Source organism: Amycolatopsis sp. (genome assembly GCF_035546795.1).
Taxonomy (GTDB): domain Bacteria; phylum Actinomycetota; class Actinomycetes; order Mycobacteriales; family Pseudonocardiaceae; genus Amycolatopsis_E.
Window position 1 is genome coordinate 186,091 of the sequence record NZ_DASZWC010000016.1, and the last position, 23,542, is coordinate 209,632.

A 23,542-nucleotide genomic window follows, 5' to 3' on the forward strand; every position below is an offset into this window, starting at 1 on the left:
CAACTGAATTGGACTCAATGAGATTTGGGACACCTCGGAGGGCCCTCGTGGAGATCGAACGGCAGAATGAGGGGATGGCAACCGCACCGAAGCTCAACGATCAGGTGTGCTTTGCGCTGTATGCGGCTTCGCGCGCGGTCACCTCGCTGTACCGGCCGCTGCTCGATGAACTGGGCCTGACCTACCCGCAGTACCTGGTGATGCTGGTGCTTTGGGAACAGGGCAGCAGCCAGGTGAAGGACCTCGGTACGGCGTTGAGCCTCGACTCCGGCACGCTGTCGCCGTTGCTCAAGCGGCTGGAGAAGTCCGGCCTGATCCGCCGCGAACGCCGCAGCGAGGACGAACGCTCGGTGAGTATCACGCTCACCGAGGAAGGTTCGGCACTGAGCAGGAAGGCGATCCCGCTGCCGGTCGTGGTCGGCGACGCGATGGGCCTGGACCAGGCCGGGCTCGATGAGCTGCGGGAAACCCTGCGTCGGCTGACCGATTCGGTCAACGACTACCAGGTCAGGGCTGCGGAAGCCGAAGCGCGGCAAGCCGCCGGTTGAGCCGTTCGTCGCCTGCCCGGCAGACCGGGTAGGTCAGTTCGGGATCCGGGTCGGCGATCTTCTCGCAGGTGATCTTGTACTCGCCGGCCCGCACGGTTCGCACGGCCCGCACGTAGGTCAGCCCGTTGCCGGGCCGTGGGAACACCGTGGAAAGCCGGATCTCGTGCTCGTCGCCGCGGTCGACGAGTCCAGCGAACGGATCGGCGTAGGGCACTCCGTCCACATCGAACTCGTGCGGCTCGTCGTCACGGTGGCGGTCAGGGTCACGGTGGCCGTCAGCGTGTCCGAACAGGACACGCAGGATCTCGTGCAGCACGCCAAGTGTGACCCCGGCCGGCACAAGCACACGCCGCGGCTCGCCCACCGCCGGTGTGACCTTGAGCTGGTGCACGCGCACCCGGATGTCCGCCTTGAGCAGCTCCCGGTGTAGGTCGGCCGCGCCTGTGTGCTCACTCTCGGCGAGCAGCTCCAGGCCGCCGCTGTCGCGGACATAGTGGAAGGCAGCCTCGACACCACCCCGCGCCCGCGCGGACAGCGCATATTCCGCGACGAGCCAACGCCAATGCGGCCCGTCCACGCCTCGTCCCTCACCCCAATCAGCCAACGCGGCCATCGCATGCGCCCGCAAATTCTTATATCGCAACGAATTCCGCCAAGCGGTCAACACCTCGTCACCAAAGCCCGCGACCACCTCGACTGCGGCGACCCGCTCGACCGGCGTCGCGAACTCCGCGGCGTACAACAGTTGCGCGGCACCGAAAACCGGACGACGGTCACCGAACCAGCGCAACGCCTGCCGCCACGCCTCGTCCTCCGGGAGCGAGGCGAGCCTGGCGAGTAGATCGGCCGCTGGCAGGTCCGGCGTGACCGCCTCGGGCGCCCGCTGCTCGAACCGCCGGTACGCCCACTCCCCCAGCGGCGTCAGCCGGGAGTCCTTGTCCAACGCCCGAAAACTCCGCAACAGCGCCACGGCGTCCGCCACCGGAAGGTCCTCGTTCTGCCGGAACGAACTCGCAACCGCCTCGGCGTCCTCATAGTCCGCCAGGATCGCCCGCACCTTCGGGATCAGGCCTTCGGCCTGATCGGGACGGCCGTTCCGCTCAGAGGGACCGCTTTGTTCGGAGGGACCGCCCCGCTCGGGGTGACCGCTTCGCTTGGAGTGCAGGCTCCGTTCGGAGCGACCGCCCCGCTCGGAAAGGCCGTTCCGCTCGGAAGCACCGCTCCGCTCGGAAAGCGCTCTCAGCACGGCGCGGCACAGTGTGACCGCACCTCGCCGGTGCCGGTCGTGCGACTCGGTGCGCAGCACCGCGTCCAGCCCTTTCAGCCACAGCTCCGCAGGATCGTCGTCGACCCTGCGTGCGACCGCCTTGGCGGCACCGACCTCGATCAGCCCGGCACCCGCGGCTGCCACCCACGGCCAGTGGATCGGCGTGACGTCAGCGGCGGTCCGCACCTTCGCCGGCACCTGCACGCCGAGTGCGGCAGCGGCCGCAGGCAATTCGGACGGACGTAGAACCCCTTTGGCCGTAACGGGTTTACCCTCCCCGACCCAGCGAGTCAGCTTCACCGCGTGCGACAACCCCCGGCCGGCCAAGGCGGAGATCTGGGAGGTCACCCCCAGAACCCTAGCGCGGCGCCGAAATCAGTTCACCGTCGGCACGATCGGCTGCGCACCATCCGGCGTGGACAACCAGCACACACACTATGCCGCGGTCAGCCCAGGCCGGCGATTCGCCAGTTGTGGCCGTGATGTGGTGTACGTGCGGCGAACACCAGGTAGCACACGAGACTCGCCGAACGGTCGCAGCCGCCGCACCCGGCCACTGCCACTGCTAGTCCGCTCCAATCACAGTCAGCGCGCGTCGCTCCTTTCCTTCCATCCCACAGGAATCATCCTCACACCCCCAGACAACTCATCAACAAGTACGGCACGGCAAATGGCCGCGACCGGCTACCGAGTTCGTTACAACACAACAGAAACCCCTTGTCGTTCCCCTCAGACAGTCCGCAAAGGAACCGGCTCCCGGGACCAGGCCATCCCGCGAACCACGGTCCGAACCGGACAAGCACTCCTACAACCATCGCTCGCGCACCCGACGCCGCGTGTCATCTCGTCGGCTTATGATCCGATCGTGCGCCTCATAGACAAGATCGCCTGGATCCACCTCGAACAAGGCACCATCCTGAGCACCCGTTCGCACGGCAAGGACGTCTTCTACCTGCCCGGCGGGAAACGCGAACCCGGCGAATCCGACGTCGAGACACTGATCCGGGAAATCGACGAAGAGCTGAGCGTCACGGTCGCCCCAAGCAGCGCCCGGCATTTCGGCACGTTCGAAGCCCAGGCACATGGACACCAGGATGGCGTCCTGGTGCGAATGGCCTGTTACACCGCCGATTACGCGGGGATCATCAGCGCCCGGAGCGAGATTGCCGAAGTGCAATGGCTGACCCACGCCGATCGTGATCGTGTCTCCCCAGTGGATCAGATCATCTTCGACCACTTACTGGATCTGAAACTCCTCCTTCCTCATCTTTGATAAGCAATCTCTGCCAAGCAGACTCATCTCAAGCGTCCGCCGAAACCGGCCGCGGGAAGCACCTCGAGAAACGCCGAGCCGACTCCCGGTCTCCGTGAATGCGCAAGTCTGAGAACGGGCGCCCGCCGAAGACGACCCCACGCAAAGTCACCACATCCGCTTCCAGCACAGCATCGGGAGTGTCCGCGGTTCCCCGCCGTGCGTGAAAGTATCCTTCCTCGATCTCAATCTCGAACGCATCGTTGTTGAACTGCAGGTCGAAGCGACCGGCCAATCCCGCCGCCCTGTCAGGGTCGAACGTCGTCTTCAAAGCCAGAATCAGTGCATCCACACTCATTTCAGACGCAGACCCGAGAACCTCACGGCTTCCCCATCGCCCGAGTTCGATGAGCACCGGTTCCAGGTCGGCGCCACGTTGCGTCAGCTCATAAACCTTCACACTCGCGGGCGGGCCAAGCCGGCGAACACGGACGATTCCGGACTGCTCCAGCTCACGTAACCGTTGCGACAGAACATTCTGACTGATCCCCGTCAGCCCACGCGCCAGGTCGCTGAACCGCTTGGCGCCGAACAGCAGTTCGCGGACCACCAGGAGCGCCCACCGCTCCCCGATCACATCCAGGGCCCGAGCCACCCCACACGGATCGTCGTAACTTCGCATGTCCCGAAGTTTAGCTTGCTTTTCAGGACCTGTCACTACTAAATTAGGAGCATGACCACAGTCACCATACCCCAGGGCGATACCCGCCTCCTCGAGGCCGAAGTCGCCCAGCGCCTGCTCAACTCAACCGAACTGGCACGCCTGGCCTACGTCGCGACGGACGGCACGCCACGGGTGTTTCCCATGTTATTCCACTGGAACGGTGAGGAAATCGTCTTCGCCACGTTCGCCGGGAGTCGCAAGATCTCGGCGCTGCGAGCGAGACCCGAGGTGGCGATCACGATCGATCACGGAGGCCCGCCACCGGAGGTACTTCTTGCGCGTGGGCCGGCGGAAGTCACCGATGTGAACGGCGTCGTGCCGGAATACGCGCTGGCTCAGCGCCGCTACGCCGGCCCGGAGCACGGCGCGGCCGCTGTCGCGGAGATCGATCGTCCAGGGTTGCGGATGGCTCGCATCGCGGTACGCCCGACCTGGGTCGGAGTCCTGGACTTCGTCAACCGTTTCCCGGGTGGCAGCACCGCAGAGCAGTTTGCGGCGCGAGGGAGCGACGCGTGACGACCTTCGCACTGATACCCGGCGCAGGCGGCCAGGCCTGGTACTGGCACCGGCTGGTGCCGGAACTAACCGAGCGCGGACACGAAGCACTCGCCATCGAGCTCCCGGCGGCCGACGATTCCGCTGGCCTCGCCGAATACGCGGATACAGTGGTCGATGCCATCGGCGATCGATCCGGAGTGGTGCTGGTCGCGCAGTCGATGGGCGGGTTCACCGCACCTCTGGTCTGCGAACGTATCCCGGTCGATTTGCTGGTCATGCTCAACGCGATGGTGCCGGCCCCGGCGGAGTCTCCCGGAGACTGGTGGCGCAACACCCATCATTCCCGGCCATACCAGGACTTCGACGTGATTCGCGACTTCTTCCATGACGTGCCACCGGACATCATCGCGCAAGCGATGGCCGAAGGTGAGACGCCGCAGTCGGATACGCCGTTCTCCGAGCCATGGCCATTGTCGAAATGGCCCGATGTGCCGACAAGATTTCTGCAAGGCGTGGACGATCGATTCTTCCCGCTTGGTTTTCAACACCGCGTCGTCCGCGACCGGCTCGGGATCGAGATCGACCAGATGCCCGGAGGCCATCTGGTCGCCCTGAGTCAGCCTGAAGAGCTGGCAGAACGTCTCATCGACTATCTCGAGGAAGTGAAACCAGCAGGCTGAGGAAGACTGGAAAGATCGCCGGGCCAGACATTCACCCGCCGCGCCATACCAAGACCGATGGCATGGCCCCGAAACTCGCCCGAGCCCACCTCGGATGCGAGTCAACCCAGGATCACCGACTCTCCGCACCGGAGTCAGACGCGCAATTATCAGCACGGACAAAGGGGGTACTGACAATAGAGCACGGTCGCCGACAATTACCGAGACCAAAGGTTTCGACAACGGGTACGCAACCGGCATGACTACTATCCGACGACCGCGCACGGGGCGCCGCCGGAATGAGGCCGCGAGCGAGACCATCCGTGCTGCGGCGGCAGGACTGCTCGCAGAAGGCGCGACCTCGGTCAGTGTCGACACCATTGCCGCGGCCACAGGTGTCGGCAAGCAGACGATCTCTGCTGGTGGCCATCGAAAGGTGCGGTTCTGCGGGAAGCGGCGGTGGCGCAAGCCGAGATCAGTGTGCCGGTCCCGGACGCCGGCTCACTCGAGCAGGATCTCAGGTTGTTCCTCACCGCGACCTTTCGTGCTGCCGCCGCGACCGAATAGTTGCTGCGCAATGCGATGGCAGAGGCAATTCGCGCTGAGGGTGCGGCGAAAGTGCTGCAGGAGTTCACGGTGAGCCGTCGCTCCGCAATGGCGGAGATTCTCTTTCGGGCACGCGAACGCGGCGCACAAACGAAAGACGATGACCTCGCACTGGATCAGGCATTCGGCGTGTTGTGGTGCCGGATCCTGTTCGAACACGCCAAGTCTGGCGCGGACGGCAACTCGGGTGCTTCGACAAGCCCGGCTGCTGCAGCGGTTCCGGGATGCTTCGACAACCCCGGCGCTCCGGCGGGTCCGACTACTTCGCGGACGTGGGGTTCCGCCGCGACCCGGCCTCCTGGGAAGAGCTTCGCTGACATGGATTCGCTATACGTCGACTCCTCAGCCGCGCCACCGCTGAATCGGCGGTAGCATTGAACCCGTTAGACGGCAACAGTTCCTCCGCCGTCTACGCCTGGCGAATGGTGCCGTGCAGCTTGGCCTGACGGGTTTGACCTACGCTGACCGAGGCCGCCTCGCCGGGTGGAGCCGACGCGAGCTGCAGCAAGCGGAGACGAAGGTCGCCAGCCTGGACCAGGCCACCGGCAGCGGGAAGTCCGCCCACAGGCCCCGCTCCGGGGTAGGCCCACCGGCCTGAGTCGGACGCCTGCCCGGCCAGGCAGCCCTGCCGGGCCGAAGGTCGCCCGACCAGCAGCGACCACGCCCGCCTACCTCAAACCGGACAGCCGCCCAGGACCGAACGGACACCCGTCGGCCGAACGGACACTCCGAACGGGGCGGCCACCCACGAACCGAACAGTCATCCGGGCACCGAACAGTCGCCTCCGGCCAAATAGTCGCCCCGGAGCAACGCCGCCCGCGAGCCGAGCGCCGGCCTGGACCGAGTCGGCCTGGACCGAGCAGGCAAACGCGAGCAGGGCAGCCGCATCGGATCGGTCCGCCGGTTGTCTGAGCTGGACAGGCGCCGGAGCCGAACGGTTGCCCCGCCAACGGCCCGGCTCACCTGCTTCGCCCTACAACGCCTCCCACAGCGCCACGTTCACCGCTACCCGATGCCGTCACCCAGCAACGCCGCCCGCGACGCCGACCCCGCCGCCAACCCGAGTCGACCCCGCGCCGACCCGGCGCCACCTCCGCTCCAGCAACACCCCACTCCAGCGCCACCCCCGCTCCAGCGCCACGCCCACTCGAGAGCCGCCCCACCCCCAACTCCAGCAACACCCCCGCTCCAGCGCCGCCCCACCTCTGAGCCACCCCCACCCATGCGCCACCCCACTCCAGCGCCACCCCCCGCGCCGACCCGGCGCCACCCCGACTCCAGCGCCACACCCCCCTCCGACGCCGACCCCCTCCGACCCGGCTCCGACCCCGACGCCCTGGCAGTCGAAAACTAAGCCTTGCTAATAGCTCTCAATAGGAGCTATCTTGGCTGCGTGCCCCAGAATCGAACTGCTCTCGCCGAGAGTCTGATGAGGACCGTCGCCGGGTTGCGGCGGCTCGTTCGCCGTCAGGTTCGCGCCGAGCTGCCCGGACGCAGTGAGCTGACCGGCGCCCAGCTTGAGTTGCTGCGCGAGGTGAAACGCAACCCGGGAATCGGCGTGGCCGCGGCCGCGCGCGCGCTGCATCTGGCCGGCAACTCCGTCAGCACACTGGTCAACCAGCTCGTGTCGGCGGGAATGCTCGAACGCAAAGTAGACCCGGCCGACCGCCGCGCGGTCCGGCTGGAGGTCACGGCCGCCACGCGGGAGCGACTGGATACGTGGCAGCGCATCAGAACCGACTACGTGGCACGAAAACTCCACGAACTGTCCGAAGAGGACACTGAGAAGATCGCCGAAGCGCTTCCCGCGCTGGGCAAACTGCTGGCCATCATCCAGGAGGACGCATGACCTCTCCCCCCGCGGTGCGCTGCACCGGCCTGCGACAGATGTTCGGCGAGACCGTCGCCGTCGACGGGCTCGATCTCGAAATCACGGCGGGCCGGATATTCGGGTTACTCGGCCCGAACGGCGCCGGAAAAACCACCGCGATCCGGATGATCACCACCCTGTTACCCGTGAAGTCCGGCTCGGTGGAAGTCTTCGGGCTGGACGTGACCCGGCGGCGAATGTCCGTCCGGCGGTCGATCGGCTATGTGCCGCAACAGCTTTCAGCCGACGGCACACTCAGCGGACGGGAGAACGTGGCCTTGTTCGCCCGCCTGTTCGACGTGCCGCGCCGCACCCGGGCACAACAGGTCGACTCCGCACTGGAAGCCGTCGGGCTGCTCGACGAGGCCGAGCGCCAGGCTTCGGGCTACTCGGGCGGCATGATCCGCCGGCTGGAACTCGCGCAGGCGTTGGTCAGCTCGCCACGCCTGCTGATACTCGACGAACCGACAATCGGACTCGACCCGATCGCACGCGCCAGCGTGTGGGAACGCATCGAGCAGATCCGGCTGGAAACCGGCATGACCGTGCTGGTCACCACACACTACATGGACGAAGCCGAACAGTACTGCGAACGAATCGCGCTGATGCACCGCGGCCGGATCCGGGCCGAGGGCAGCCCCGCAGAACTCGAGGCGGACCTCGGCGCCGGGTCCACTTTGGACGATGTGTTCCGCGCCGTGACCGGTGATCAGCTCGAAGGAGGAGGTATCCGCGATGTCCGTGCCGCTCGTCGCACCGCCCGTCGCCTGGGCTGAACCCGGCCCGCTGGGCCGGTTCCGCCAACTGCTTTCCCGGGTCGGCACAATGTGCTTGGTAGAGCTGCAAAAGCTCCGCCGCGACCGATCCGAACTCATCACCAGGGGCATCCAGCCCGCGCTCTGGCTGCTGATCTTCGGCGAGACGTTCACCAGGCTGCATGCGATCCCCACCGGGAACACGCCATATCTCGACTACCTGGCGCCGGGCATTCTCGCCCAGTCCGCCCTGTTCATCGCAATCTTCTACGGCATCCAGATCATCTGGGAACGCGACGCCGGGGTTCTGGCCAAACTCCTCGTCACGCCGACGCCGCGAGCGGCGCTGGTGGCGGGAAAGGCTTTCGCAGCCGGGATCCGTGCGCTCGTGCAAGGGCTGATCGTGGTGGTGCTCGCCGCGATCCTCGGGGTGTCGATGACACTCAACCCGTTCAAACTGCTCGGCACGGCGCTCGCGCTCGTGCTCGGATCGGCGTTCTTCTGCTGTCTCTCCATCGTGATCGCCGGACTGGTGTTGTCCCGCGAACGGCTGATGGGCATCGGACAGGCCATCACCATGCCGCTCTTCTTCGCCTCCAACGCGCTCTACCCGGTGGACCTGATGCCGGGCTGGCTGCTGGTGCTCAACCACATCAACCCGCTCAGCTACGAGGTCGACGCGTTGCGCGGGCTGCTCATCGGCACCCCGGCGCACCTGTGGCTGGACTTCGGCGTGCTGATCGGCGCAGCCGCGGCAGCCATCGCCGTCGCGTCGGCCCTTCTCGGGAGACTGGCCCGGTAAGTTTGTCGTTTTCCGGACGCGGGTATCCCCTTGCGCACAGTGCTACAGCACACGGCACACACTGATAAAAGGGGACGAGATCATGGCTCGTTCGGAAGACGCACACATCCGGGTCAGCGGGATTCAGCCGGTGCAGGTGCTGGTCGGCCTGATCGGCCTGGTGTACCTGGTGTTCGGCATCGTGGGGTTCGCCCGCACGGGATTCGGCAACTTCGCCGGGAACCAGCAGGTGATGTTGCTCGGATTCATGATCAACCCGTTGCTCAACCTGGTGCACGTGGTGGTCGGGGTGCTCGGCATCGTGCTCGCGAGTTCGTCGGCGACGGCCCGGATCTTCGGCTGGCTGCTGTTCCTCGGTTTCGGGGTGGTCTCGATCTGGGGTCTGATGATCACCGGCGTGATCTCGCGGAATCCCGTGTCCAGCCTCGGTAACCCGCTCAACCTCAACGCCGCGGACAACTGGCTGCACATAGCCACCGCGGTCGTCGGGCTGCTGCTCGCGGTCATGCCGGCGCGCAAGGTCGTGCACGTGAGTTCCCCCGCGAGCGCGACGGCCGATACGAACACTGCGGCGGCGACGCAGACGATGCCACCGGTCGACTCGACCCGTAAGCCCGTCGATGGTGCCGACGCGACCCCGACCGAGCCGGTCGAGACGCCGAAGCAGCACCGGTTGCCACGGCTGGGTCGCCGGACCACGGCACACTGAACCGGCTGAGACGCCCCGGGGCGCCCGGCGACAACGCAGCGAAATCGGCCCGGCGGGGCACACGACCCGCCGGGCACGCTGCTGTCCGCACAACGAATCCGCGGCCCCTGCGTGGCGAAACCGAGCCTGACGGGCTCCGAGCCAAGGCGAACCGAGCCGGTCGGGCACACTGCTGGCCGTGAGCGGAACGATTCTGGTGCTCGGCGGCCGCAGCGAGATCGGCCTGGCCGTGGCCCGGCGGCTGGCCGGACGCGACAACCCAACCGGGCACGACAAGCCCGGCGGCAAAGTCATCCTGGCCGCAAGGCGAAGCAAGGATCTGGACGCGCAGGAAGCCATCCTGCGCGAGGCGGGCGCCGAGGTCGCGCGCGTCGAGTTCGACGCCGACGACCTGGCCAGGCACCGGCCCGTGCTGGACAAGATCGTCGCCGAGCACGGGCCACTCGACATCGTGGTAGTCGCGTTCGGGCTGCTCGGCGATCAAGACCGCGCCGAACGCGAAGCGGCACACGCGGTTTCCATCGTGCACACCGACTACGTGGCGCACGTCCACATTCTGACCGAGCTGACCAACCTGTTGCGGCAACAGGAAAAAGGCACCCTGGTCGTCTTCTCGTCCGTAGCCGGCGTCCGGGTGCGGCGGGCGAACTACGTGTACGGCTCGGCGAAGGCCGGGCTCGACGGGTTCGCCAGCGGGCTGGCCGACGCGCTCCACGAGAGCAAGGTGCGTTTACTACTGGTCCGGCCCGGGTTCGTGGTCGGGCGGATGACCGAAGGGATGTCCCCGGCCCCGTTCTCCAGCACCCCGGATCAGGTCGCGGACGCAACGGTGGCGGCGCTGCGGCGCGGGCGCGGCGAGGTGTGGGTGCCCGCCGTGCTCCGCCCCGTCTTCTTCCTCATGCGGCTGTTGCCGCGGTTCGTGTGGCGCCGCCTGCCGCGCTGAGGCTCAGTGGCCGAGGATGCCGCCCAGCAACCCGCCGAGGGTGCCGCCGACCGCGCCGAGCAGCCCACCGCTCTGCGGCTGCTGCGAGGTGGTCGGCGCGGGCTTCGCCGCCGAAGACGAGTCTTCACGCGTCGTCGTGGTGGTGGTCGTGGGCGCCGGGGCCTGGGTCGCCTGGTTGGACACCGGGCTGTCGCTGCTGGACTGTTGCTCGGTGGTCGGCGCCGCGGCGTCGGTCTGCGCGCGCTGAGTGGTGCCGCTACTGGAATGCGAACCGTTGCTCTGGCTCGACGTCGAACCCTGCTGCACGGGCGCGCTGCCGGGCTTGGAGACGGTACCCGACGGCGTCGAGCTCTCCGTGGACACCAGCTGCGGCGGGACCTGCGCCTCGCTCGTCGTCGGCCCGATGGACGGGCCGCCGGCGCCACCGGCCGCGGCGGTGTCGTGCAACTGGCCGGCGCTCAGCGCTGTGGCCGCTATCCCGGCCAGCGCGACCACACCCGCGGCCAGCGCACCGACCTTGCTCGCCTTGCGGCGATCCCATTTGCCCTCGCGGCGCAACAGCTCGACCACCGGGATGCGATCGGTCGGGGTGTCGTCCAAGGGCTCCTGCACGACAGGGAACTCGTGCGTCATTCCTTCGCGGGCAAGGAGTTCGGCAACGGTCAACCGTCTACCCTCCGCACCCGGCCGGGAATTCACCTCGTCACTCGGCACGCTCACAGCCCTTCCGTTCGTCACCGTCCGCGACATACTTAACCGCCGTTACCAGTTCGTTGCCATGATAGTGCCAGGGCTCACAGCCGAATGAGCCAACTTTCGACCCTGCGTAATGGCCAGGTAGCGGACACGGACACCGAAGACGGCCGTAATGTGACATCCGGAGGTGCAAGCCATGCCGGATCGACACCCGTTCCGCCGGATACTCGGCTGGGCCGACTGGTTCGAACAGCGGGGCGTCTACGTGCCCGGCGAGGAGAACCACACGATCGACCCGTGGCGGGACTTCGGCTGGCTCATCGTGGTGTGGGTGATCGGCGTCGGCGGGTTCATCCTGCTGTTCGCGATGGCCACGTGAGCGCGTGACGGCTGTCACCGCCGGTACCCTTCCGATCACGGATCGGCCACAGCCTCACACCAGGTCCGCGTCAACCCCCTGCCGCGCCTCGCACCCGCGCGCGTCAACGGCCACAGTGGAGCAGTCCCCGGCAGAAGTGCCTACCCCGAACGGCCCAGCCGGGGACCGTCGAACCGAGTAAAGGAAGTAGCCGCTGTGCGCACCCCGGCCCGTGTCGCGCTGGTGGCCGCCCTGCTGAGCCTGACCGCGTGTGGTGGCCAGGCCCAGGTGAACAGCGGTGCTCCTGCCGTAGGCGGCAGTCCCGCGGTGCAGGCGGCGTCGCCGGTGCAGCAGACAGTGGACTTCGGCGCGCAGTACCACTTCGCCGATGGGGTCACGGTGCTCGTGTCGGCCCCGAAATCGTTCCGCCCCAGCACCAGCGCCTACCCCCGCAGCGCTCGCGCGGTCGCGTTCGAGATCGCCATCCACAACGACGGTGACCAGCCGTACCGGCTGTCCGCGCTGTCGGTTTCGGCCACCGCCGCCGGGACGGCCGCCAAGCAGGTAGTCGACTCGACGCAGGGCTACAGCGGGATCGTCGACGCGGGCAAGGACGTGCCCCCGGGGCGCGACGTGCAGGTGACGCTCGCGTTCGCGGTGCCGGAGCCGCCGTCTGCGATGCGCCTTTCGCTGCGCCCCAACGCGACCAGCTCGGTCGTCGCGGTGTACTGCGGTTCCGCGTAATACCCTGGGCGGCATGAGCGAGCTTGCGAGTGAATCATCCGGCACCATGCCGGCCGACGTAGTGGTACTGCCGCGGCGCGCCGCGTCCGCCGAGGAGGCCGCATGAGCGAGCGACTTTCCCCTGGCGATACGGCCCCCGAGTTCACCCTGTCCGACAGCGAGGGGAACAAGGTCTCCCTCTCGGACTTCCGTGGCCGGCACGTGGTCGTGTACTTCTACCCCGCCGCGGGCACCCCCGGCTGCACCAAGCAGGCCTGCGACTTCCGCGACAACCTCGCCCAGCTCAACGACGCCGGGTACCAGGTGCTCGGCGTTTCGCCGGGCAAGCCCGAGAAGCTGGCCAAGTTCGCCGCCGCGGAGGAGCTGACCTTCCCGCTGCTGTCCGACCCGGACAAGACCGTGCTCGCCGAATGGGGCGCGTTCGGGGAGAAGAAGAACTACGGCCGGATCGTGCAGGGCGTGATCCGCTCGACGTTCGTCATCGACCCGGAGGGCAAGATCGAGAAGGCGCTGTACAACGTGCGCGCCACCGGGCACGTCGCGAAGCTGCTCAAGGACCTGTCGCTGAGCGCGTAGCCGCGCGGTGGGGCTGGGCCCACCCCGCACGGGGCGCAGCGGGATACCAGGCACGGCCCGTCGGCCATAGCTTTTCCGATGTCGGACGGAAAACGCCTGGGATCGGAGCAGAGATGACGAAGCCGGCTCGCTGGCCCGCCGAGATCGCGCGAGGGCTGTACCGGTCCGCGATGCTCGCCTTGCTGACCTGCCCGCTGCCGGCGGTCGGCGTGGCTGTCGGGTGGGGCGGCGCCAGGTTCGCCTACTCCTGGTCCGGCAGACTGGTCGCGCCCACGATCGTCCGGTTGCTCGCGACGGTCGGCGAGACGTTGCTGGTGGCGGTGTGGGTCGCGGCGGCGCTCTGGATCGTCCACCCATTCACCAGCCGCGCGCTCAGCCGGGCCGCGCGCCGGCTCGCGCAGCGCTGGTTCGGGTTGCGGATCGAGGTGACCTACCGTGCCGTTCCGGCGGTCACCCGGATGGCCACGGGCTACTGGTGGGACGGCGCGGAGTACCACAAGTCCGAGCGGGAAGCCCGCCGTCGTGCGAAGGTGCACGCCCGGTTCCATGACCCGCAACTGCACTGGGACGGCCTGTGGGCGCTGGTCGCGGGGGTGACCGTGCTGCCGGTTTCACTTCTCCCGTTACTCGCGCTCGCCGGCGGGATTTACCTGACGCCGCAACAGGGTCTGCTCGGGATCGGGATCGCGTTGATCGTCGCAGGGCTCGCCGCCGCACCCTTCGCGTGGCGCGTTTTCCGGCCGGTGGCAGCCCCGTTCCTCGCGCCCGCTCCGCGCTCGCGGGTGGCGGAGCTGGAAGAGATCCGCGCGGACCTGACGCAGGCCCAGTCGGCCGAACTGGAGCGGATCGAGCGGGGCCTGCACGACGGGGCGCAGGCTCGCCTGGTCGCGATGGGGATGTCCATGGGCGCCGCCGAGCAACTCGTCGACGCCGACCCCGAAGCCGCTAAAGCATTGCTCGCCGAGGCCCGCGCCTCGTCGGCCGCCGCGCTGGCCGAGTTGCGTTCGCTGGTGCGCGGCATCAACCCGCCCGTGCTCACCGAACGCGGACTGGTGGACGCCGTCCGGGCGCTGGCGCTCGACGCCGCGGTCGAGACCACCGTCCGCAGTACGGTGCCTTCGCGGCCCGAACATCCGGTGGAGGCGGCGGTCTACTTCGCCGTCGCGGAACTGCTGACGAACGTGGCCAAGCATGCGCACGCCACCGGCGTGATGATCGAACTCGGTTACACAGCGGGGATCCTGACCGCTGTCGTGTCCGACGACGGGATCGGCGGCGCGACCGCGTCGGCGGGCTCGGGGCTCCACGGGGTCGAACGCCGGATGGCGGCGTTCGGCGGAAAACTGGAAATCGACAGTCCGGCCGGCGGCCCGACTCGAGTCACTGTGGCGGTGCCATGCGCGTTGTCGTAGCCGAGGATCTCTTCCTGCTCCGCGAGGGGCTGGTCCGCCTCATCGAGGCGCACGGGCATTCGGTGGTCGCGGCCGTCGACAATGGACCGGGCGCGCTCGAAGCGTTGCTGGGCAACAAACTTGATGTCGCCGTGGTCGACGTGCGGCTGCCGCCGACGTTCTCGGACGAAGGGTTGCAGGCCGCGCTCGCCGCCCGCCGGGAAGTGCCCGGGCTGCCCGTGCTCATCCTCTCGCAGCACGTGGAACAGCTTTACGCGCGCGAACTTCTCGCCGACGGGCACGGCGGGGTCGGTTACCAGCTCAAGGATCGCGTGCTGGACGCCGCTCAGTTCATGGGCGCCGTCGAGCGGGTGGCCGGCGGCGGCACGGCGCTCGATCCGACGGTGGTGGCGAAACTCCTCGGCAGGCCAAGGCATACCGACCCGCTCGGCACGCTGACCGAGCGGGAACTTTCCGTGCTCGCGCTGATGGCCGAAGGCTTTTCCAACGCCGCCATCGCCGCCCGGCTCTTCCTCAGCGAGGGCGCCATCAGCAAGTACACCACCACGATCTTCGCCAAGCTGGGCCTCGCCGCCGACGACGACACCAACCGCCGGGTCCGGGCCGTGCTCACCTATCTCGGCGCCGCCCGTTAGCGCGATTTCCCTTACCGGGCACGCGCTTTGTAGGCCGCGGTGAGCTGCCGCTCCGCATCGTCCAAATAGGACTCGAGCAGGAGCTCCGCGCCGCGGCCGTCACCATTGCGCAACGCGGCCAGGATCTCCTTGTTACGGGTCAGGTACGGCTCGTGGAACGGCTCCGGTTCGACCATCACGTAGAAGACCAGCCGCAGCTCCGCCAGCAGCCCGCGCATCACCTCGTCGGTCCGCGGACTGCCGGCGAGCGTGACGAGCGCCTGGTGGAAGCGGATGTCCGCGGTGCCCAGCTCACGCCAGGACCGGCGCAGGGCCGCGTCCTCCCCCGCTTCGACCGCCGCCACTAGCGGGGCTAGGCGCTCCCCCGGCGGCTCGGTCACCGCGCGGACCGTGGCGCATTCGATCAGCTTCCGCACCCGGTACAGGTCCTCGACGTCCTGCACGCTCAACATGCGCACGAAGACCCCGCGGTTGAGCTCGTGCACGATCAGCCGCTCGTGCGTGAGCAGCCGGAAGGCCTCCCGGAGGGTGTTCCGCGAGACGCCCAGCGCGCCGCCGATCGCCTCCTCCGACAGCCGGGTGCCGGGCTCGAAATAGCCCTCGGTGATGCGGCTGCGCAGCACGTCGGCCAGCCGCTCGGCCGTGCTGGTCCGGCCGAGCAGGAGGCGGTCCGACTCCAATCCAGCGATGGCATCGATGGACATGGCGTCCGTGCTCAACGCGCCCTCCCCAGGGTTGACAGCTGGTGCTTGTAACACCCAGTTAACCAGCCTATCCGGCGCAGGTTCAACGTGTCGCATGACGATTTGAAGTCTCGTCACGCAAAAGTATTGACCTATCGTTCAACAATCCTTATCTTCGAGACTCACATCACAAGCCCCTGAAAGATCGGATCCCCCCGATGACCGAAACCACCACGGCTCAGGCGCCGGACAAGAAGTCGCTGGCACGCGCCTTCGCGGCCAGCCTGTCCGGCACGACGCTCGAGTACTACGACTTCGCCGTCTACTCGGTGGCCTCGGCGACCATCCTCGGGAAGCTGTTCTTCCCGTCCTCGGATGAGCTCGCGAGCACGATGCTGGCGTTCTCCACCTACGCGGTCGGTTACGCCGCGCGCCCGCTGGGCGGGTTCATCTTCGGCCGCCTCGGCGACATCATCGGCCGCAAGCAGGTCCTGGTGGCCACCCTGCTGCTGACCGGTATCTCCACCTTCCTGATCGGCGTGCTGCCCACGCACGCGGCGATGGGCGGAATGGCCGCGGTGCTGCTGGTGATCCTGCGATTCGCCCAGGGTGTCGGTGTCGGTGGCGAATGGGGCGGCGCGGTACTGCTGTCCAGCGAGTTCGGCGATCCGAAGAAACGAGGGTTCTGGGCCTCGGCGGCACAGATCGGCCCGCCCGCCGGCACCCTGCTCGCCAACGGCGTGCTGACCCTGCTGGCCGCCATCCTCACCACCGCGCAGTTCGAGTCCTGGGGCTGGCGCATCGCGTTCCTGCTCTCCGCCGTGATGGTGCTGTTCGGTCTGTGGCTGCGGATGAAGCTCGAAGAGACCCCGGTCTTCAAGGAGCTGCAGGCGAAGGGCGAGAAGCCGAAGGCCCCGCTCAAGGAGGTTTTCACCAAGGAGCCGCGCGCGCTGATCACCGGCATCCTGATCCGCATCGCCCCGGACGTGCTCTACTCGCTGTTCACCGTGTTCGTGCTGACCTACATGACCACCAAGCTGCACATGCCCAAGAGCCAGGGCACCATCGCGGTGATGATCGGCTCGGGCTTCCAGCTGTTCCTGATGCCGGCCTTCGGCGCGCTGTCCGACCGGTTCAACCGCCGCACGATGTACCTGGCCGGCGCCATCCTCGCCGCCGTCTGGCCGTTCCTGTTCTTCCCGCTGGCCTCGACGAAGTCGTTCTTCGCGATCATCGTCGGCGTGGTCGTCGCGCTGGCCATCCACGCACTGCTCTACGGCCCGCAGGCCGCGATGATCACCGAGCAGTTCTCGCCGCGGCTGCGCTTCACCGGTAGCTCGCTGGCCTACACCATGGCCGGGATCTTCGGTGGCGCCGTGGCGCCGCTGATCTTCACCGCGCTGCTGTCCGGCTTCAACAGCTGGGTCGTCGTCGCACTGTACGTGACCTTCACCGCGGTGCTGACCCTCGTCGGTGTGCTCCTCGCCCGCAAGACCCCGCACCCCGAGGAAGAGCAGATCGAGACCCTCGCGGTCGCCACGGCGGAAGTGTAGCCATGACGACGATGGGCATGGTCACGACGATCGACCTCAACTGCGATGTCGGCGAGGGCTTCGGCGCCTGGCGGATCGCGGACGACGAGGCGCTGCTCGGCGTCGTGACCGCCGCCAACGTGGCCTGCGGGTTCCATGCCGGGGACCCGCGGACCATGCGGGAGGTCTGCGAATCGGCGGTCAAGCACGAAGTCACCATCGGGGCCCACGTCGGGTACCGGGACCTGGCCGGGTTCGGCCGCCGGTTCCTCGACGTGGCCCCGGGCGAGCTGGTGGACGATCTGCTCTACCAGCTCGGCGCACTCGACGCGATCGCCGGTTCCGCGGGTGGCGAGGTCCGTTACGTCAAACCCCACGGCGCGCTCTACAACGCGATCGCCACCCACGACGGCCATGCCGGCGCGGTGGTGGAAGCAGTGTGGCAGTACGACCCGCAGCTGCCCATCCTCGGGCAGCCGGGGTCGCGGCTGTTCGCACACGCCAGGGAGGCCGGGCTGACCACGGTGGCGGAGGCGTTCGCCGACCGCGGCTACAGCCCGGACGGGCGGCTGCTGCCCCGGAACATGCCGGGCGCGGTACTGACCGATCCCGAGGAGGTCGCGAAGCGGTGCGTGCGGCTGGTGACAGAAGGAGAAGTGGTGGCCGTCGACGGCAGTGTCGTCGAGTTGCGGGCGGGTTCGCTGTGCGTGCACAGCGACACCCCCGGCGCGGTCGCACTGGCCGGTGCGGCCCGCACCGCGTTGCGGGAGGCCGGCGTGGAGTTGCGGAGTTTCGCATGAGGGTAAGGCCCTTCGGGGACCAGGCGCTGCTGGCCGAGGTCGACGGGATCGACGCCGTCCTCGGTCTGTACGCCGCGCTGGCGGAGTCCCTGCCGGCGGGCATCACGGAGATGGTGCCCGCCGCGACGACCCTGCTGGTCCGGTTCGACCCCCGGGTGACCGACCCGGAAACCCTCGCGGCGCGGCTGGCGGGCATCGAACCGGTGCCCGCGCAGTCGCTTCGCGGCGGCGAGGTGGTGGTGCCGGTGATCTACGACGGCCCCGACCTCGGTGAGGTGGGCGATTCCACCGGGCTCGGGGTGGCCGGGGTGATCGCGGCGCACACCGCGACCCAGTACATCGTGGCCTTCGGCGGTTTCGCCCCGGGGTTCGGTTACCTGACCGGGCTTGATCCCCGGTTGCACCTGCCGCGGCGTTCGGTGCCGCGCACCAAGGTGCCGGTGGGCTCGGTGGCGATCGCCGGCGAGTACACCGGGGTCTACCCGCGCTCGTCCCCCGGCGGCTGGCAGTTGCTCGGCCGCACGGAAATTCCGTTGTGGGACACGGAAAGACGACCCCCGGCACTGCTCGCGCCGGGGACCAAGGTGCGCTTCGAGGCGGTGGCGGCGTGAACGAGATCGAGGTGTTGCGGCCGGGACCGCTGACCACCGTGCAGGACATGGGCAGACCGGGGCTGGCCGCGCTGGGCGTCGGCGCTTCGGGCGCGGCGGACCGCCGCTCGGCCTCGCTGGCCAACCGGCTCGTCGGCAACCCCGACGGCGCGGCCTGTCTGGAGTCGACCTTCGGCGGGCTGGCACTGAGGTTCCGGCATCGCACGCACGTGGCGATCACCGGGGCACCCTGCCCGATCACGCGCAACGGCCGGGGCGAGGCGATGAACGCGCCGTTCACCGTCGGGCCCGGCGAGGACGTGGTGCTCGGCCCGCCGTCTTCCGGCCTGCGCACGTACGTCGCGGTGCGCGGCGGGATCGGCGTGGAGCCGACACTGGAATCACGGGCCACCGACCTGCTTTCCGGGCTGGGCCCGCCCGCCCTGTCCGCGGGCGACGTGCTGCCCGTCGGCGGCGCGATCACCGGCCCGCTGCCCGCCGTTTCGGTGGCGCCCGTCGCCGACCCGCCCCGTACCGGACTATCGGTACGCGTACTGCCCGGACCGCGCGACGACTGGTTCACTCCAGGCGCGCTGCAGGTCCTGGGGAATTCGCGGTACACCGTGACGTCGGAGAGCAATCGGGTGGGCGTGCGGCTGGACGGGCCGAAGTTGACTTGGGACCGGCAGGAGGAACTGCCGAGCGAAGGCATGGTGATCGGCGCGATCCAGGTCCCACCGTCCGGGTTGCCGGTGCTGTTCCTGGCCGACCACCCCGTCACCGGTGGCTACCCGGTGATAGCCGTGGTGGTGAGCGAAGACCTTCCGGTTGTCGCACAGGCGTGTCCGGGCCAGGCGATGACGTTCCGGGTGGTGCAGCGGACGGTGCCGGCTACCTGACCGCGACGAAACCGGTCAGGCGAGCGCACGCAAGTACGGCAGCAGCGCGCGCAGGGCGCGGCCCCGGTGCGAGGCCGCGTCCTTCTCCGCCGGGGAAAGCTCCGCGGAGGACCGCTGCTCACCCTCCGGCCGGAAGATCGGGTCGTAGCCGAAACCGTTGGTACCACGCGATTCCCGCAGCAGGGTGCCCCGCCACTCCCCGCGCACCACGTGCTCCTGGCCGCCGGGGACGACGAGCGCCGCCGCGCAGACGAACGCCGCGCCGCGCCGCTCGTCGGGAACGTCGCCGGTCTGGGCCAGCACCAGTTCCAGGTTGGCCTGGTCGTCCCCGTGCCCGCCGGCCCAGCGCGCCGAGAGCACCCCCGGCATACCGTTGAGCGCGTCCACCGCGATGCCGGAATCGTCGGCCACCGAAGGGAGTCCGGTGGCCGCCGCCGCGTCGCGCGCCTTGGCGAGCGCGTTCTCCTCGAAGGTGGCACCGGTCTCCGGCGCCTCCTCGAACTCGTCGACGTCGGCGAGCCCGAGCACCTCGATGCCGGAGACGTTCTCGGCCGCCAGGATCCGGCGCAGCTCGCCGAGCTTCTTCGCGTTGCGGGTGGCCAGCAGAACCTTGGTCACTTCGAGCCTTTCGACTTCTTGCCCGGCTGCGGCTCCGGCAGCTCACCCGGGTACGGCTCGGCCAGCGCGGCCGTCTGCTTGCGGGTCAGCTCCTCGCAACCCGCGGCCGCCATGTCCAGCATCTGGTCCAAAGTGGACCGGGTGAAGGTGGCGCCTTCACCGGTGCCCTGCACCTCGATGAGGGCGCCGGCGTCGGTGGCGACCACGTTCAGGTCCACCTCCGCGCGCGAGTCCTCCTCGTACGGCAGGTCCAGCCGGACCCGGCCGTCGACCACGCCGACGCTGATCGCGGACACCATCGCCGACAACGGTTTCGGGTCGGCGAGCCGGTTCGCTGCCGCGAGCCAGGTGACCGCGTCGGCCAGTGCCACGTAACCGCCGGTGATCGCCGCGGTGCGGGTGCCGCCGTCGGCCTGGATCACGTCGCAGTCGAGGTGAATGGTGTTCTCCCCCAGCGCGGACAGGTCGATGCACGCGCGCAGGGAGCGGCCGATGAGCCTGCTGATCTCGTGCGTGCGCCCGCCGATGCGGCCCTTGACGGACTCGCGGTCACTACGGTCGTGGGTGGCCGAGGGAAGCATCGCGTACTCGGCTGTCACCCAGCCCAGCCCGGAGCCGGTCCGCCAGCGCGGCACTCCTTCGGTGACGCTCGCGGCGCAGAGCACCCGGGTCCGGCCGAACTCGATCAGCACCGAGCCCGCCGGCCAGTCCTGGAACCCACGAGTGATCTTCACTTCGCGGAGCTGGTCGTCGTTCCTGCCATCTTTACGTGCCACGCGTGCAGCGTAGAACGCCGCTAGTGTGCCCTCTCATGCGCGCCGCCTTCGTCACCTTTCTGACCGCCCTGCTCTGCGCCACGCTCGCCTCCTCGGCCCAGGCCGGCATCGCCACCTGCGCGGACACGCTGAACTGCACGGCGGAGGACATCAACACGATGTCGATGCCCGGCCGGCTGAACTTCGTCCGCGAGCTTTCCGCCGGGGCGGCGGCGGAAGTCATCCCCGGCTACGCGCCGCGCTGGGGCAACATCGAGGGGATCATCGAGTTCTTCACCGACCGCGACATGGGCGCGCCCAGCAGCTGGGTGTCCTACGTGGACGCCGGGATTCTGGAAGGCATCGAGCGCGGGATCGCGATCGCCTCCGGGCGCGGCAGCGAGACGTTCGGCAACCCCGGCGCCGAGCTGTGGGCGAGCTATCTGACGCGGCTGGCGGCGGGGCGGCTGTCCGGACGTTCCGCGCACGACCTCGCGTGGAGCCAGGCCGAGCAGGCGTCGACGGAGCACGGAGTGGTGCTCGCCGAACAGGTCCACGGGCTGCGGCCGAGCGCGGCGGAGGAGCGTTTCTACCAGTTCTCCGACTTCTACCGGTGGGTGCTGCGCAGCCGTCCCGCGGTGCTGGACTTCCTTTCCCCGCCGGTGCGCGGTGGCAAGCAGCTGACCTTCCTCGACTGGTTCACCGACGTCACCAACGACGTACCCACGCGCAAGGGCGGCGCGCTCGCGTACGACGCCGGCCTGTTCGACGCCCCGGCCGGTGCGGTGGATCTGATCGCGGTGGCCGCCGCTTACGGCGACTACCTGAGGGCGGACTACCTGGCGGCCCTGTAATTCAACGCACGTTGACATCGCGCCGCCCCGGCGGATAATTCATCGTAGGGTGAAAAAGGGGGTGCGCGATGAAGCGTCTCGCACGAATCCTGGGGACAGCCGCCGTCTTGGCGGTCGTGGTGTTCACACTGCGCGACCGCCTGCCGCAGCCGGGCGACATGCTCACCGCGCTCCGCGACGCGGAACCGCGCTGGCTGATCGTCGCTGCCGTCGCCGAGTTCATCTCGATGGCGATGTTCGGCCGCCAGCAACGACGGCTGCTGATCGCGTTCGGCGTGACGATGCCCCGCCGCCGCGCGCTCGCCCTTTCCTACAGTCGATCCGCGATCTCGATCAGCCTGCCCGCCGGCTCCGCGGTGTCCGCCGGTTACGCCTTCCGGCAGTTCCGCGCGGGCGGCGCCAGCCGGGTCGCGGCGACGACGGTGATGGTGCTCTCGGGCCTGCTTTCCATGCTGGGCCTGGTTTTGCTGTACACCACGGGTGCGCTCGCCGCGGTCTGGCACACGCATCCGGTGCTCATCACGCTGGGCGCGGCCGCCGTGTTGCTGGGCGGGATCGTCTGGCTGCTTCGCGGCCGGCACTCACCGCGCACCCACGCCATGCCGCGCTCGCGGTTGCTGCGTCCGCTCGCCGAAGCCGTCCAAGCCGCCCATTCGGTGGCGCCCCGGCACTGGACCCTCGCGCTCGGCGCGGCCGTGCTCAACTGGCTCACCGACCTGGTCTGCCTGATCGCCGCCGCACGCGGGTTCGGCATCGAGGTGGGTTTGCTCCAGCTCGCGACGATCTACCTCGCGGTGCAGATCGTGCGGCAGGTGCCGCTCACCCCGGGCGGGATCGGCGTGATCGAGGTGAGCCTGCTGACCGGGCTGGTGTCCGCGGGCGCGGCCGACACCGCGGGCGCGGCGGCCGTGCTGGTCTACCGGATGCTGTCGTGCTGGCTGATCATCCCGGTCGGCCTGGTGTGCTGGCTGCTGCTGCGCGCCGGCTCAAAGGTCGTATCCGGTGCCCTGCTCGACGAGCACGGCACCGGGGAACTCGGCACGGGCCTCGGCGAGGATGGCGCCGCGGTCACTCCACGGGGCGATGTGCGTGAGCAGGAGCCGCCCCACGCCCGCACGCCGCGCGAGTTCGCCGGCCTGCCTGCCGGAGAGGTGCACGCCATCGGGTCGTTCCGGGGCATCGGTCCAGCTGGCCTCGCACAACAGGACGTCGGCGCCGCGGGCCAGCTCGTCCAAAGCCGCGCACGGCCCGGTGTCCCCGGTATAAGCGAGCGTCCGGTCACCGTGGCGCACCCGTAGCCCGAAGGCTTCCGTGGGATGGTCCACCGGCACGGCGCTCAGCTCGAACGGGCCGATCTTCGCGGACCGGCCGATCGGGTGGAACTCGTACACGTCGGACAGATCGGTCTCGGCCAGCTCGGTGTCGTTCGGCGCGTACGCCTTGGCCAGCCGCTGCGGCGCGTTTTCCGGCCCGTACACCGGCAGCCGCTTTTCGTGCACGTCGTAGGGCGGGGCCGGGTGGTAGCGACGCAGCACGGTCAATGCGGTGAAGTCGGCGCAGTGATCGGGATGCAGGTGGGTGAAGGCGAGTGCGTCCAGGTCGAACGGGTCGTGCCGCGCCTGCAGTTGCGCGAACGTGCCGTTGCCCAGTTCCACGGCGAGCAGGAAGCCGTCGGCTTCGAGCAGGTAGCCCGAGGCGGCGGTGCCCGGGCCCGGAATGCTGCCGGAACAGCCGAGGATCGTCAGTCGCACGTGCG

General features: G+C 68.7%; 27 protein-coding genes and 1 pseudogene. 21 read left to right on the forward strand and 7 right to left on the reverse strand.

The window, feature by feature from the left end:
- Positions 1–74 precede the first annotated feature (74 nt).
- Positions 75–548 carry a MarR family winged helix-turn-helix transcriptional regulator gene (locus tag VHD82_RS11735; RefSeq protein WP_325701042.1) on the forward strand — a complete coding sequence of 158 codons (474 nt, stop codon included), beginning with the start codon at positions 75–77 and terminating at the stop codon, positions 546–548.
- Here VHD82_RS11735 and VHD82_RS11740 read toward each other — a convergent pair.
- On the reverse strand, positions 508–2,046 hold the full coding sequence (locus VHD82_RS11740; protein WP_325701045.1) for an IS1096 element passenger TnpR family protein: 1,539 nt from the start codon (positions 2,044–2,046) through the stop codon (positions 508–510). The genes VHD82_RS11735 and VHD82_RS11740 overlap by 41 nt on opposite strands.
- 634 nt (positions 2,047–2,680) lie before the next feature.
- Between VHD82_RS11740 and VHD82_RS11745 the strand changes: the two genes are divergently transcribed.
- Positions 2,681–3,088 (forward strand): NUDIX domain-containing protein, encoded by a 408-nt coding sequence (locus tag VHD82_RS11745; protein ID WP_325701048.1) that lies wholly within the window; start codon positions 2,681–2,683, stop codon positions 3,086–3,088.
- A 28-nt stretch (positions 3,089–3,116) separates the two neighbouring features.
- Here the strand turns inward: VHD82_RS11745 and VHD82_RS11750 are convergent, their stop codons facing one another.
- Positions 3,117–3,749 carry a winged helix-turn-helix transcriptional regulator gene (locus VHD82_RS11750; protein WP_325701051.1) on the reverse strand — a complete coding sequence of 211 codons (633 nt, stop codon included), beginning with the start codon at positions 3,747–3,749 and terminating at the stop codon, positions 3,117–3,119.
- Positions 3,750–3,800: 51 nt separating this feature from the next.
- Between VHD82_RS11750 and VHD82_RS11755 the strand changes: the two genes are divergently transcribed.
- The 8 genes from VHD82_RS11755 to VHD82_RS11790 all read left to right on the forward strand — a co-directional run bounded on the left by VHD82_RS11755 (position 3,801) and on the right by VHD82_RS11790 (position 10,634).
- Entirely contained in the window at positions 3,801–4,307 is a 507-nt protein-coding gene (locus tag VHD82_RS11755) for a pyridoxamine 5'-phosphate oxidase family protein (protein WP_325701054.1), read from the forward strand.
- Positions 4,304–4,969 carry an alpha/beta hydrolase gene (locus VHD82_RS11760; RefSeq protein ID WP_325701056.1) on the forward strand — a complete coding sequence of 222 codons (666 nt, stop codon included), beginning with the start codon at positions 4,304–4,306 and terminating at the stop codon, positions 4,967–4,969. The genes VHD82_RS11755 and VHD82_RS11760 overlap by 4 nt, the downstream gene beginning before the upstream one ends.
- A gap of 561 nt (positions 4,970–5,530) precedes the next feature.
- Complete coding sequence (locus tag VHD82_RS36775) at positions 5,531–5,926, forward strand: TetR-like C-terminal domain-containing protein (protein ID WP_414637487.1); 396 nt, start codon at positions 5,531–5,533, stop codon at positions 5,924–5,926.
- 1,058 nt (positions 5,927–6,984) lie between these two features.
- Positions 6,985–7,404 carry a MarR family winged helix-turn-helix transcriptional regulator gene (locus tag VHD82_RS11770; protein ID WP_325701062.1) on the forward strand — a complete coding sequence of 140 codons (420 nt, stop codon included), beginning with the start codon at positions 6,985–6,987 and terminating at the stop codon, positions 7,402–7,404.
- The gene (locus VHD82_RS11775; RefSeq protein WP_325701065.1) at positions 7,401–8,201 is read left to right on the forward strand and encodes an ABC transporter ATP-binding protein; all 801 of its coding nucleotides are present in this window, start codon (positions 7,401–7,403) and stop codon (positions 8,199–8,201) included. Before VHD82_RS11770 ends, VHD82_RS11775 begins: the two co-directional genes overlap by 4 nt.
- A complete protein-coding gene (locus VHD82_RS11780) occupies positions 8,161–8,982 on the forward strand; it encodes an ABC transporter permease (protein WP_325701068.1) in 822 nt (273 codons plus the stop codon). The genes VHD82_RS11775 and VHD82_RS11780 overlap by 41 nt, the downstream gene beginning before the upstream one ends.
- 82 nt (positions 8,983–9,064) lie before the next feature.
- The gene (locus tag VHD82_RS11785; protein ID WP_325701071.1) at positions 9,065–9,691 is read left to right on the forward strand and encodes a DUF4383 domain-containing protein; all 627 of its coding nucleotides are present in this window, start codon (positions 9,065–9,067) and stop codon (positions 9,689–9,691) included.
- A 178-nt stretch (positions 9,692–9,869) separates the two neighbouring features.
- Positions 9,870–10,634: an SDR family NAD(P)-dependent oxidoreductase gene (locus VHD82_RS11790; protein WP_325701074.1), complete on the forward strand. Its 765-nt coding sequence runs from the start codon at positions 9,870–9,872 to the stop codon at positions 10,632–10,634.
- A gap of 3 nt (positions 10,635–10,637) precedes the next feature.
- Here the strand turns inward: VHD82_RS11790 and VHD82_RS11795 are convergent, their stop codons facing one another.
- Positions 10,638–11,354, reverse strand: coding sequence for a hypothetical protein (locus VHD82_RS11795; protein WP_325701077.1), 717 nt, complete (start codon positions 11,352–11,354; stop codon positions 10,638–10,640).
- A 172-nt stretch (positions 11,355–11,526) separates the two neighbouring features.
- Here VHD82_RS11795 and VHD82_RS11800 point away from each other — a divergent pair, with 172 nt between their 5' ends.
- The 5 genes from VHD82_RS11800 to VHD82_RS11820 all read left to right on the forward strand — a co-directional run bounded on the left by VHD82_RS11800 (position 11,527) and on the right by VHD82_RS11820 (position 15,055).
- Positions 11,527–11,709, forward strand: coding sequence for a hypothetical protein (locus VHD82_RS11800; protein WP_325701080.1), 183 nt, complete (start codon positions 11,527–11,529; stop codon positions 11,707–11,709).
- A gap of 195 nt (positions 11,710–11,904) precedes the next feature.
- The gene (locus tag VHD82_RS11805) at positions 11,905–12,432 is read left to right on the forward strand and encodes a hypothetical protein (RefSeq protein ID WP_325701083.1); all 528 of its coding nucleotides are present in this window, start codon (positions 11,905–11,907) and stop codon (positions 12,430–12,432) included.
- A gap of 102 nt (positions 12,433–12,534) precedes the next feature.
- On the forward strand, positions 12,535–13,008 hold the full coding sequence (gene bcp / locus VHD82_RS11810) for a thioredoxin-dependent thiol peroxidase (RefSeq protein WP_325701086.1): 474 nt from the start codon (positions 12,535–12,537) through the stop codon (positions 13,006–13,008).
- 113 nt (positions 13,009–13,121) lie between these two features.
- Positions 13,122–14,420: a sensor histidine kinase gene (locus VHD82_RS11815; protein WP_325701089.1), complete on the forward strand. Its 1,299-nt coding sequence runs from the start codon at positions 13,122–13,124 to the stop codon at positions 14,418–14,420.
- Entirely contained in the window at positions 14,405–15,055 is a 651-nt protein-coding gene (locus VHD82_RS11820; protein WP_325701098.1) for a response regulator transcription factor, read from the forward strand. Before VHD82_RS11815 ends, VHD82_RS11820 begins: the two co-directional genes overlap by 16 nt.
- Positions 15,056–15,066: 11 nt before the next feature.
- On the opposite strand, the gene VHD82_RS11825 is transcribed toward VHD82_RS11820, so the two are convergent.
- A complete protein-coding gene (locus VHD82_RS11825; RefSeq protein WP_414637488.1) occupies positions 15,067–15,774 on the reverse strand; it encodes a GntR family transcriptional regulator in 708 nt (235 codons plus the stop codon).
- A 182-nt stretch (positions 15,775–15,956) separates the two neighbouring features.
- Between VHD82_RS11825 and VHD82_RS11830 the strand changes: the two genes are divergently transcribed.
- From VHD82_RS11830 to VHD82_RS11845, 4 genes are read left to right on the forward strand one after another with little or no spacing between them, the layout of a single operon-like run.
- Complete coding sequence (locus VHD82_RS11830) at positions 15,957–17,291, forward strand: MFS transporter (protein WP_325701101.1); 1,335 nt, start codon at positions 15,957–15,959, stop codon at positions 17,289–17,291.
- Positions 17,292–17,293: 2 nt separating this feature from the next.
- Positions 17,294–18,070, forward strand: a complete 777-nt coding sequence (locus VHD82_RS11835; protein ID WP_325701104.1) for a 5-oxoprolinase subunit PxpA — start codon at positions 17,294–17,296, stop codon at positions 18,068–18,070.
- Entirely contained in the window at positions 18,067–18,681 is a 615-nt protein-coding gene (locus VHD82_RS11840) for an allophanate hydrolase subunit 1 (RefSeq protein WP_325701108.1), read from the forward strand. The genes VHD82_RS11835 and VHD82_RS11840 overlap by 4 nt, the downstream gene beginning before the upstream one ends.
- Positions 18,678–19,559, forward strand: a complete 882-nt coding sequence (locus VHD82_RS11845; RefSeq protein ID WP_325701112.1) for a biotin-dependent carboxyltransferase family protein — start codon at positions 18,678–18,680, stop codon at positions 19,557–19,559. Before VHD82_RS11840 ends, VHD82_RS11845 begins: the two co-directional genes overlap by 4 nt.
- A gap of 15 nt (positions 19,560–19,574) precedes the next feature.
- On the opposite strand, the gene rdgB is transcribed toward VHD82_RS11845, so the two are convergent.
- Together rdgB and rph are read right to left on the reverse strand one after the other, a co-directional pair.
- Positions 19,575–20,177 (reverse strand): RdgB/HAM1 family non-canonical purine NTP pyrophosphatase, encoded by a 603-nt coding sequence (rdgB, locus tag VHD82_RS11850; protein WP_325701115.1) that lies wholly within the window; start codon positions 20,175–20,177, stop codon positions 19,575–19,577.
- Positions 20,174–20,953, reverse strand: a complete 780-nt coding sequence (gene rph, locus VHD82_RS11855; protein ID WP_325701118.1) for a ribonuclease PH — start codon at positions 20,951–20,953, stop codon at positions 20,174–20,176. The genes rdgB and rph overlap by 4 nt, the downstream gene beginning before the upstream one ends.
- 35 nt (positions 20,954–20,988) lie before the next feature.
- Here rph and VHD82_RS11860 point away from each other — a divergent pair, with 35 nt between their 5' ends.
- Together VHD82_RS11860 and VHD82_RS11865 are read left to right on the forward strand one after the other, a co-directional pair.
- A complete protein-coding gene (locus VHD82_RS11860; RefSeq protein WP_325701121.1) occupies positions 20,989–21,786 on the forward strand; it encodes a hypothetical protein in 798 nt (265 codons plus the stop codon).
- Positions 21,787–21,854: 68 nt separating this feature from the next.
- A pseudogene (locus VHD82_RS11865) lies at positions 21,855–22,730 on the forward strand (lysylphosphatidylglycerol synthase transmembrane domain-containing protein); the annotation flags it as partial.
- Between the two features lie 42 nt (positions 22,731–22,772).
- On the opposite strand, the gene VHD82_RS11870 reads toward VHD82_RS11865, so the two are convergent.
- The gene (locus tag VHD82_RS11870; RefSeq protein WP_325701124.1) at positions 22,773–23,537 is read right to left on the reverse strand and encodes an MBL fold metallo-hydrolase; all 765 of its coding nucleotides are present in this window, start codon (positions 23,535–23,537) and stop codon (positions 22,773–22,775) included.
- Positions 23,538–23,542 lie beyond the last annotated feature (5 nt).

Bases quoted from the DNA above. Each gene is read 5' to 3' on its own strand.
- VHD82_RS11735 (WP_325701042.1), top strand. From the start codon at position 75: ATGGCAACCGCACCGAAGCTCAACGATCAGGTGTGCTTTGCGCTGTAT.
- VHD82_RS11750 (WP_325701051.1), bottom strand. From the start codon at position 3,749: ATGCGAAGTTACGACGATCCGTGTGGGGTGGCTCGGGCCCTGGATGTG.
- VHD82_RS11755 (WP_325701054.1), top strand. From the start codon at position 3,801: ATGACCACAGTCACCATACCCCAGGGCGATACCCGCCTCCTCGAGGCC.
- VHD82_RS36775 (WP_414637487.1), top strand. From the start codon at position 5,531: ATGGCAGAGGCAATTCGCGCTGAGGGTGCGGCGAAAGTGCTGCAGGAG.
- VHD82_RS11770 (WP_325701062.1), top strand. From the start codon at position 6,985: ATGAGGACCGTCGCCGGGTTGCGGCGGCTCGTTCGCCGTCAGGTTCGC.
- VHD82_RS11775 (WP_325701065.1), top strand. From the start codon at position 7,401: ATGACCTCTCCCCCCGCGGTGCGCTGCACCGGCCTGCGACAGATGTTC.
- VHD82_RS11780 (WP_325701068.1), top strand. From the start codon at position 8,161: ATGTCCGTGCCGCTCGTCGCACCGCCCGTCGCCTGGGCTGAACCCGGC.
- VHD82_RS11785 (WP_325701071.1), top strand. From the start codon at position 9,065: ATGGCTCGTTCGGAAGACGCACACATCCGGGTCAGCGGGATTCAGCCG.
- VHD82_RS11800 (WP_325701080.1), top strand. From the start codon at position 11,527: ATGCCGGATCGACACCCGTTCCGCCGGATACTCGGCTGGGCCGACTGG.
- bcp (WP_325701086.1), top strand. From the start codon at position 12,535: ATGAGCGAGCGACTTTCCCCTGGCGATACGGCCCCCGAGTTCACCCTG.
- VHD82_RS11815 (WP_325701089.1), top strand. From the start codon at position 13,122: ATGACGAAGCCGGCTCGCTGGCCCGCCGAGATCGCGCGAGGGCTGTAC.
- VHD82_RS11820 (WP_325701098.1), top strand. From the start codon at position 14,405: ATGCGCGTTGTCGTAGCCGAGGATCTCTTCCTGCTCCGCGAGGGGCTG.
- VHD82_RS11830 (WP_325701101.1), top strand. From the start codon at position 15,957: ATGACCGAAACCACCACGGCTCAGGCGCCGGACAAGAAGTCGCTGGCA.
- VHD82_RS11835 (WP_325701104.1), top strand. From the start codon at position 17,294: ATGACGACGATGGGCATGGTCACGACGATCGACCTCAACTGCGATGTC.
- VHD82_RS11840 (WP_325701108.1), top strand. From the start codon at position 18,067: ATGAGGGTAAGGCCCTTCGGGGACCAGGCGCTGCTGGCCGAGGTCGAC.
- VHD82_RS11860 (WP_325701121.1), top strand. From the start codon at position 20,989: ATGCGCGCCGCCTTCGTCACCTTTCTGACCGCCCTGCTCTGCGCCACG.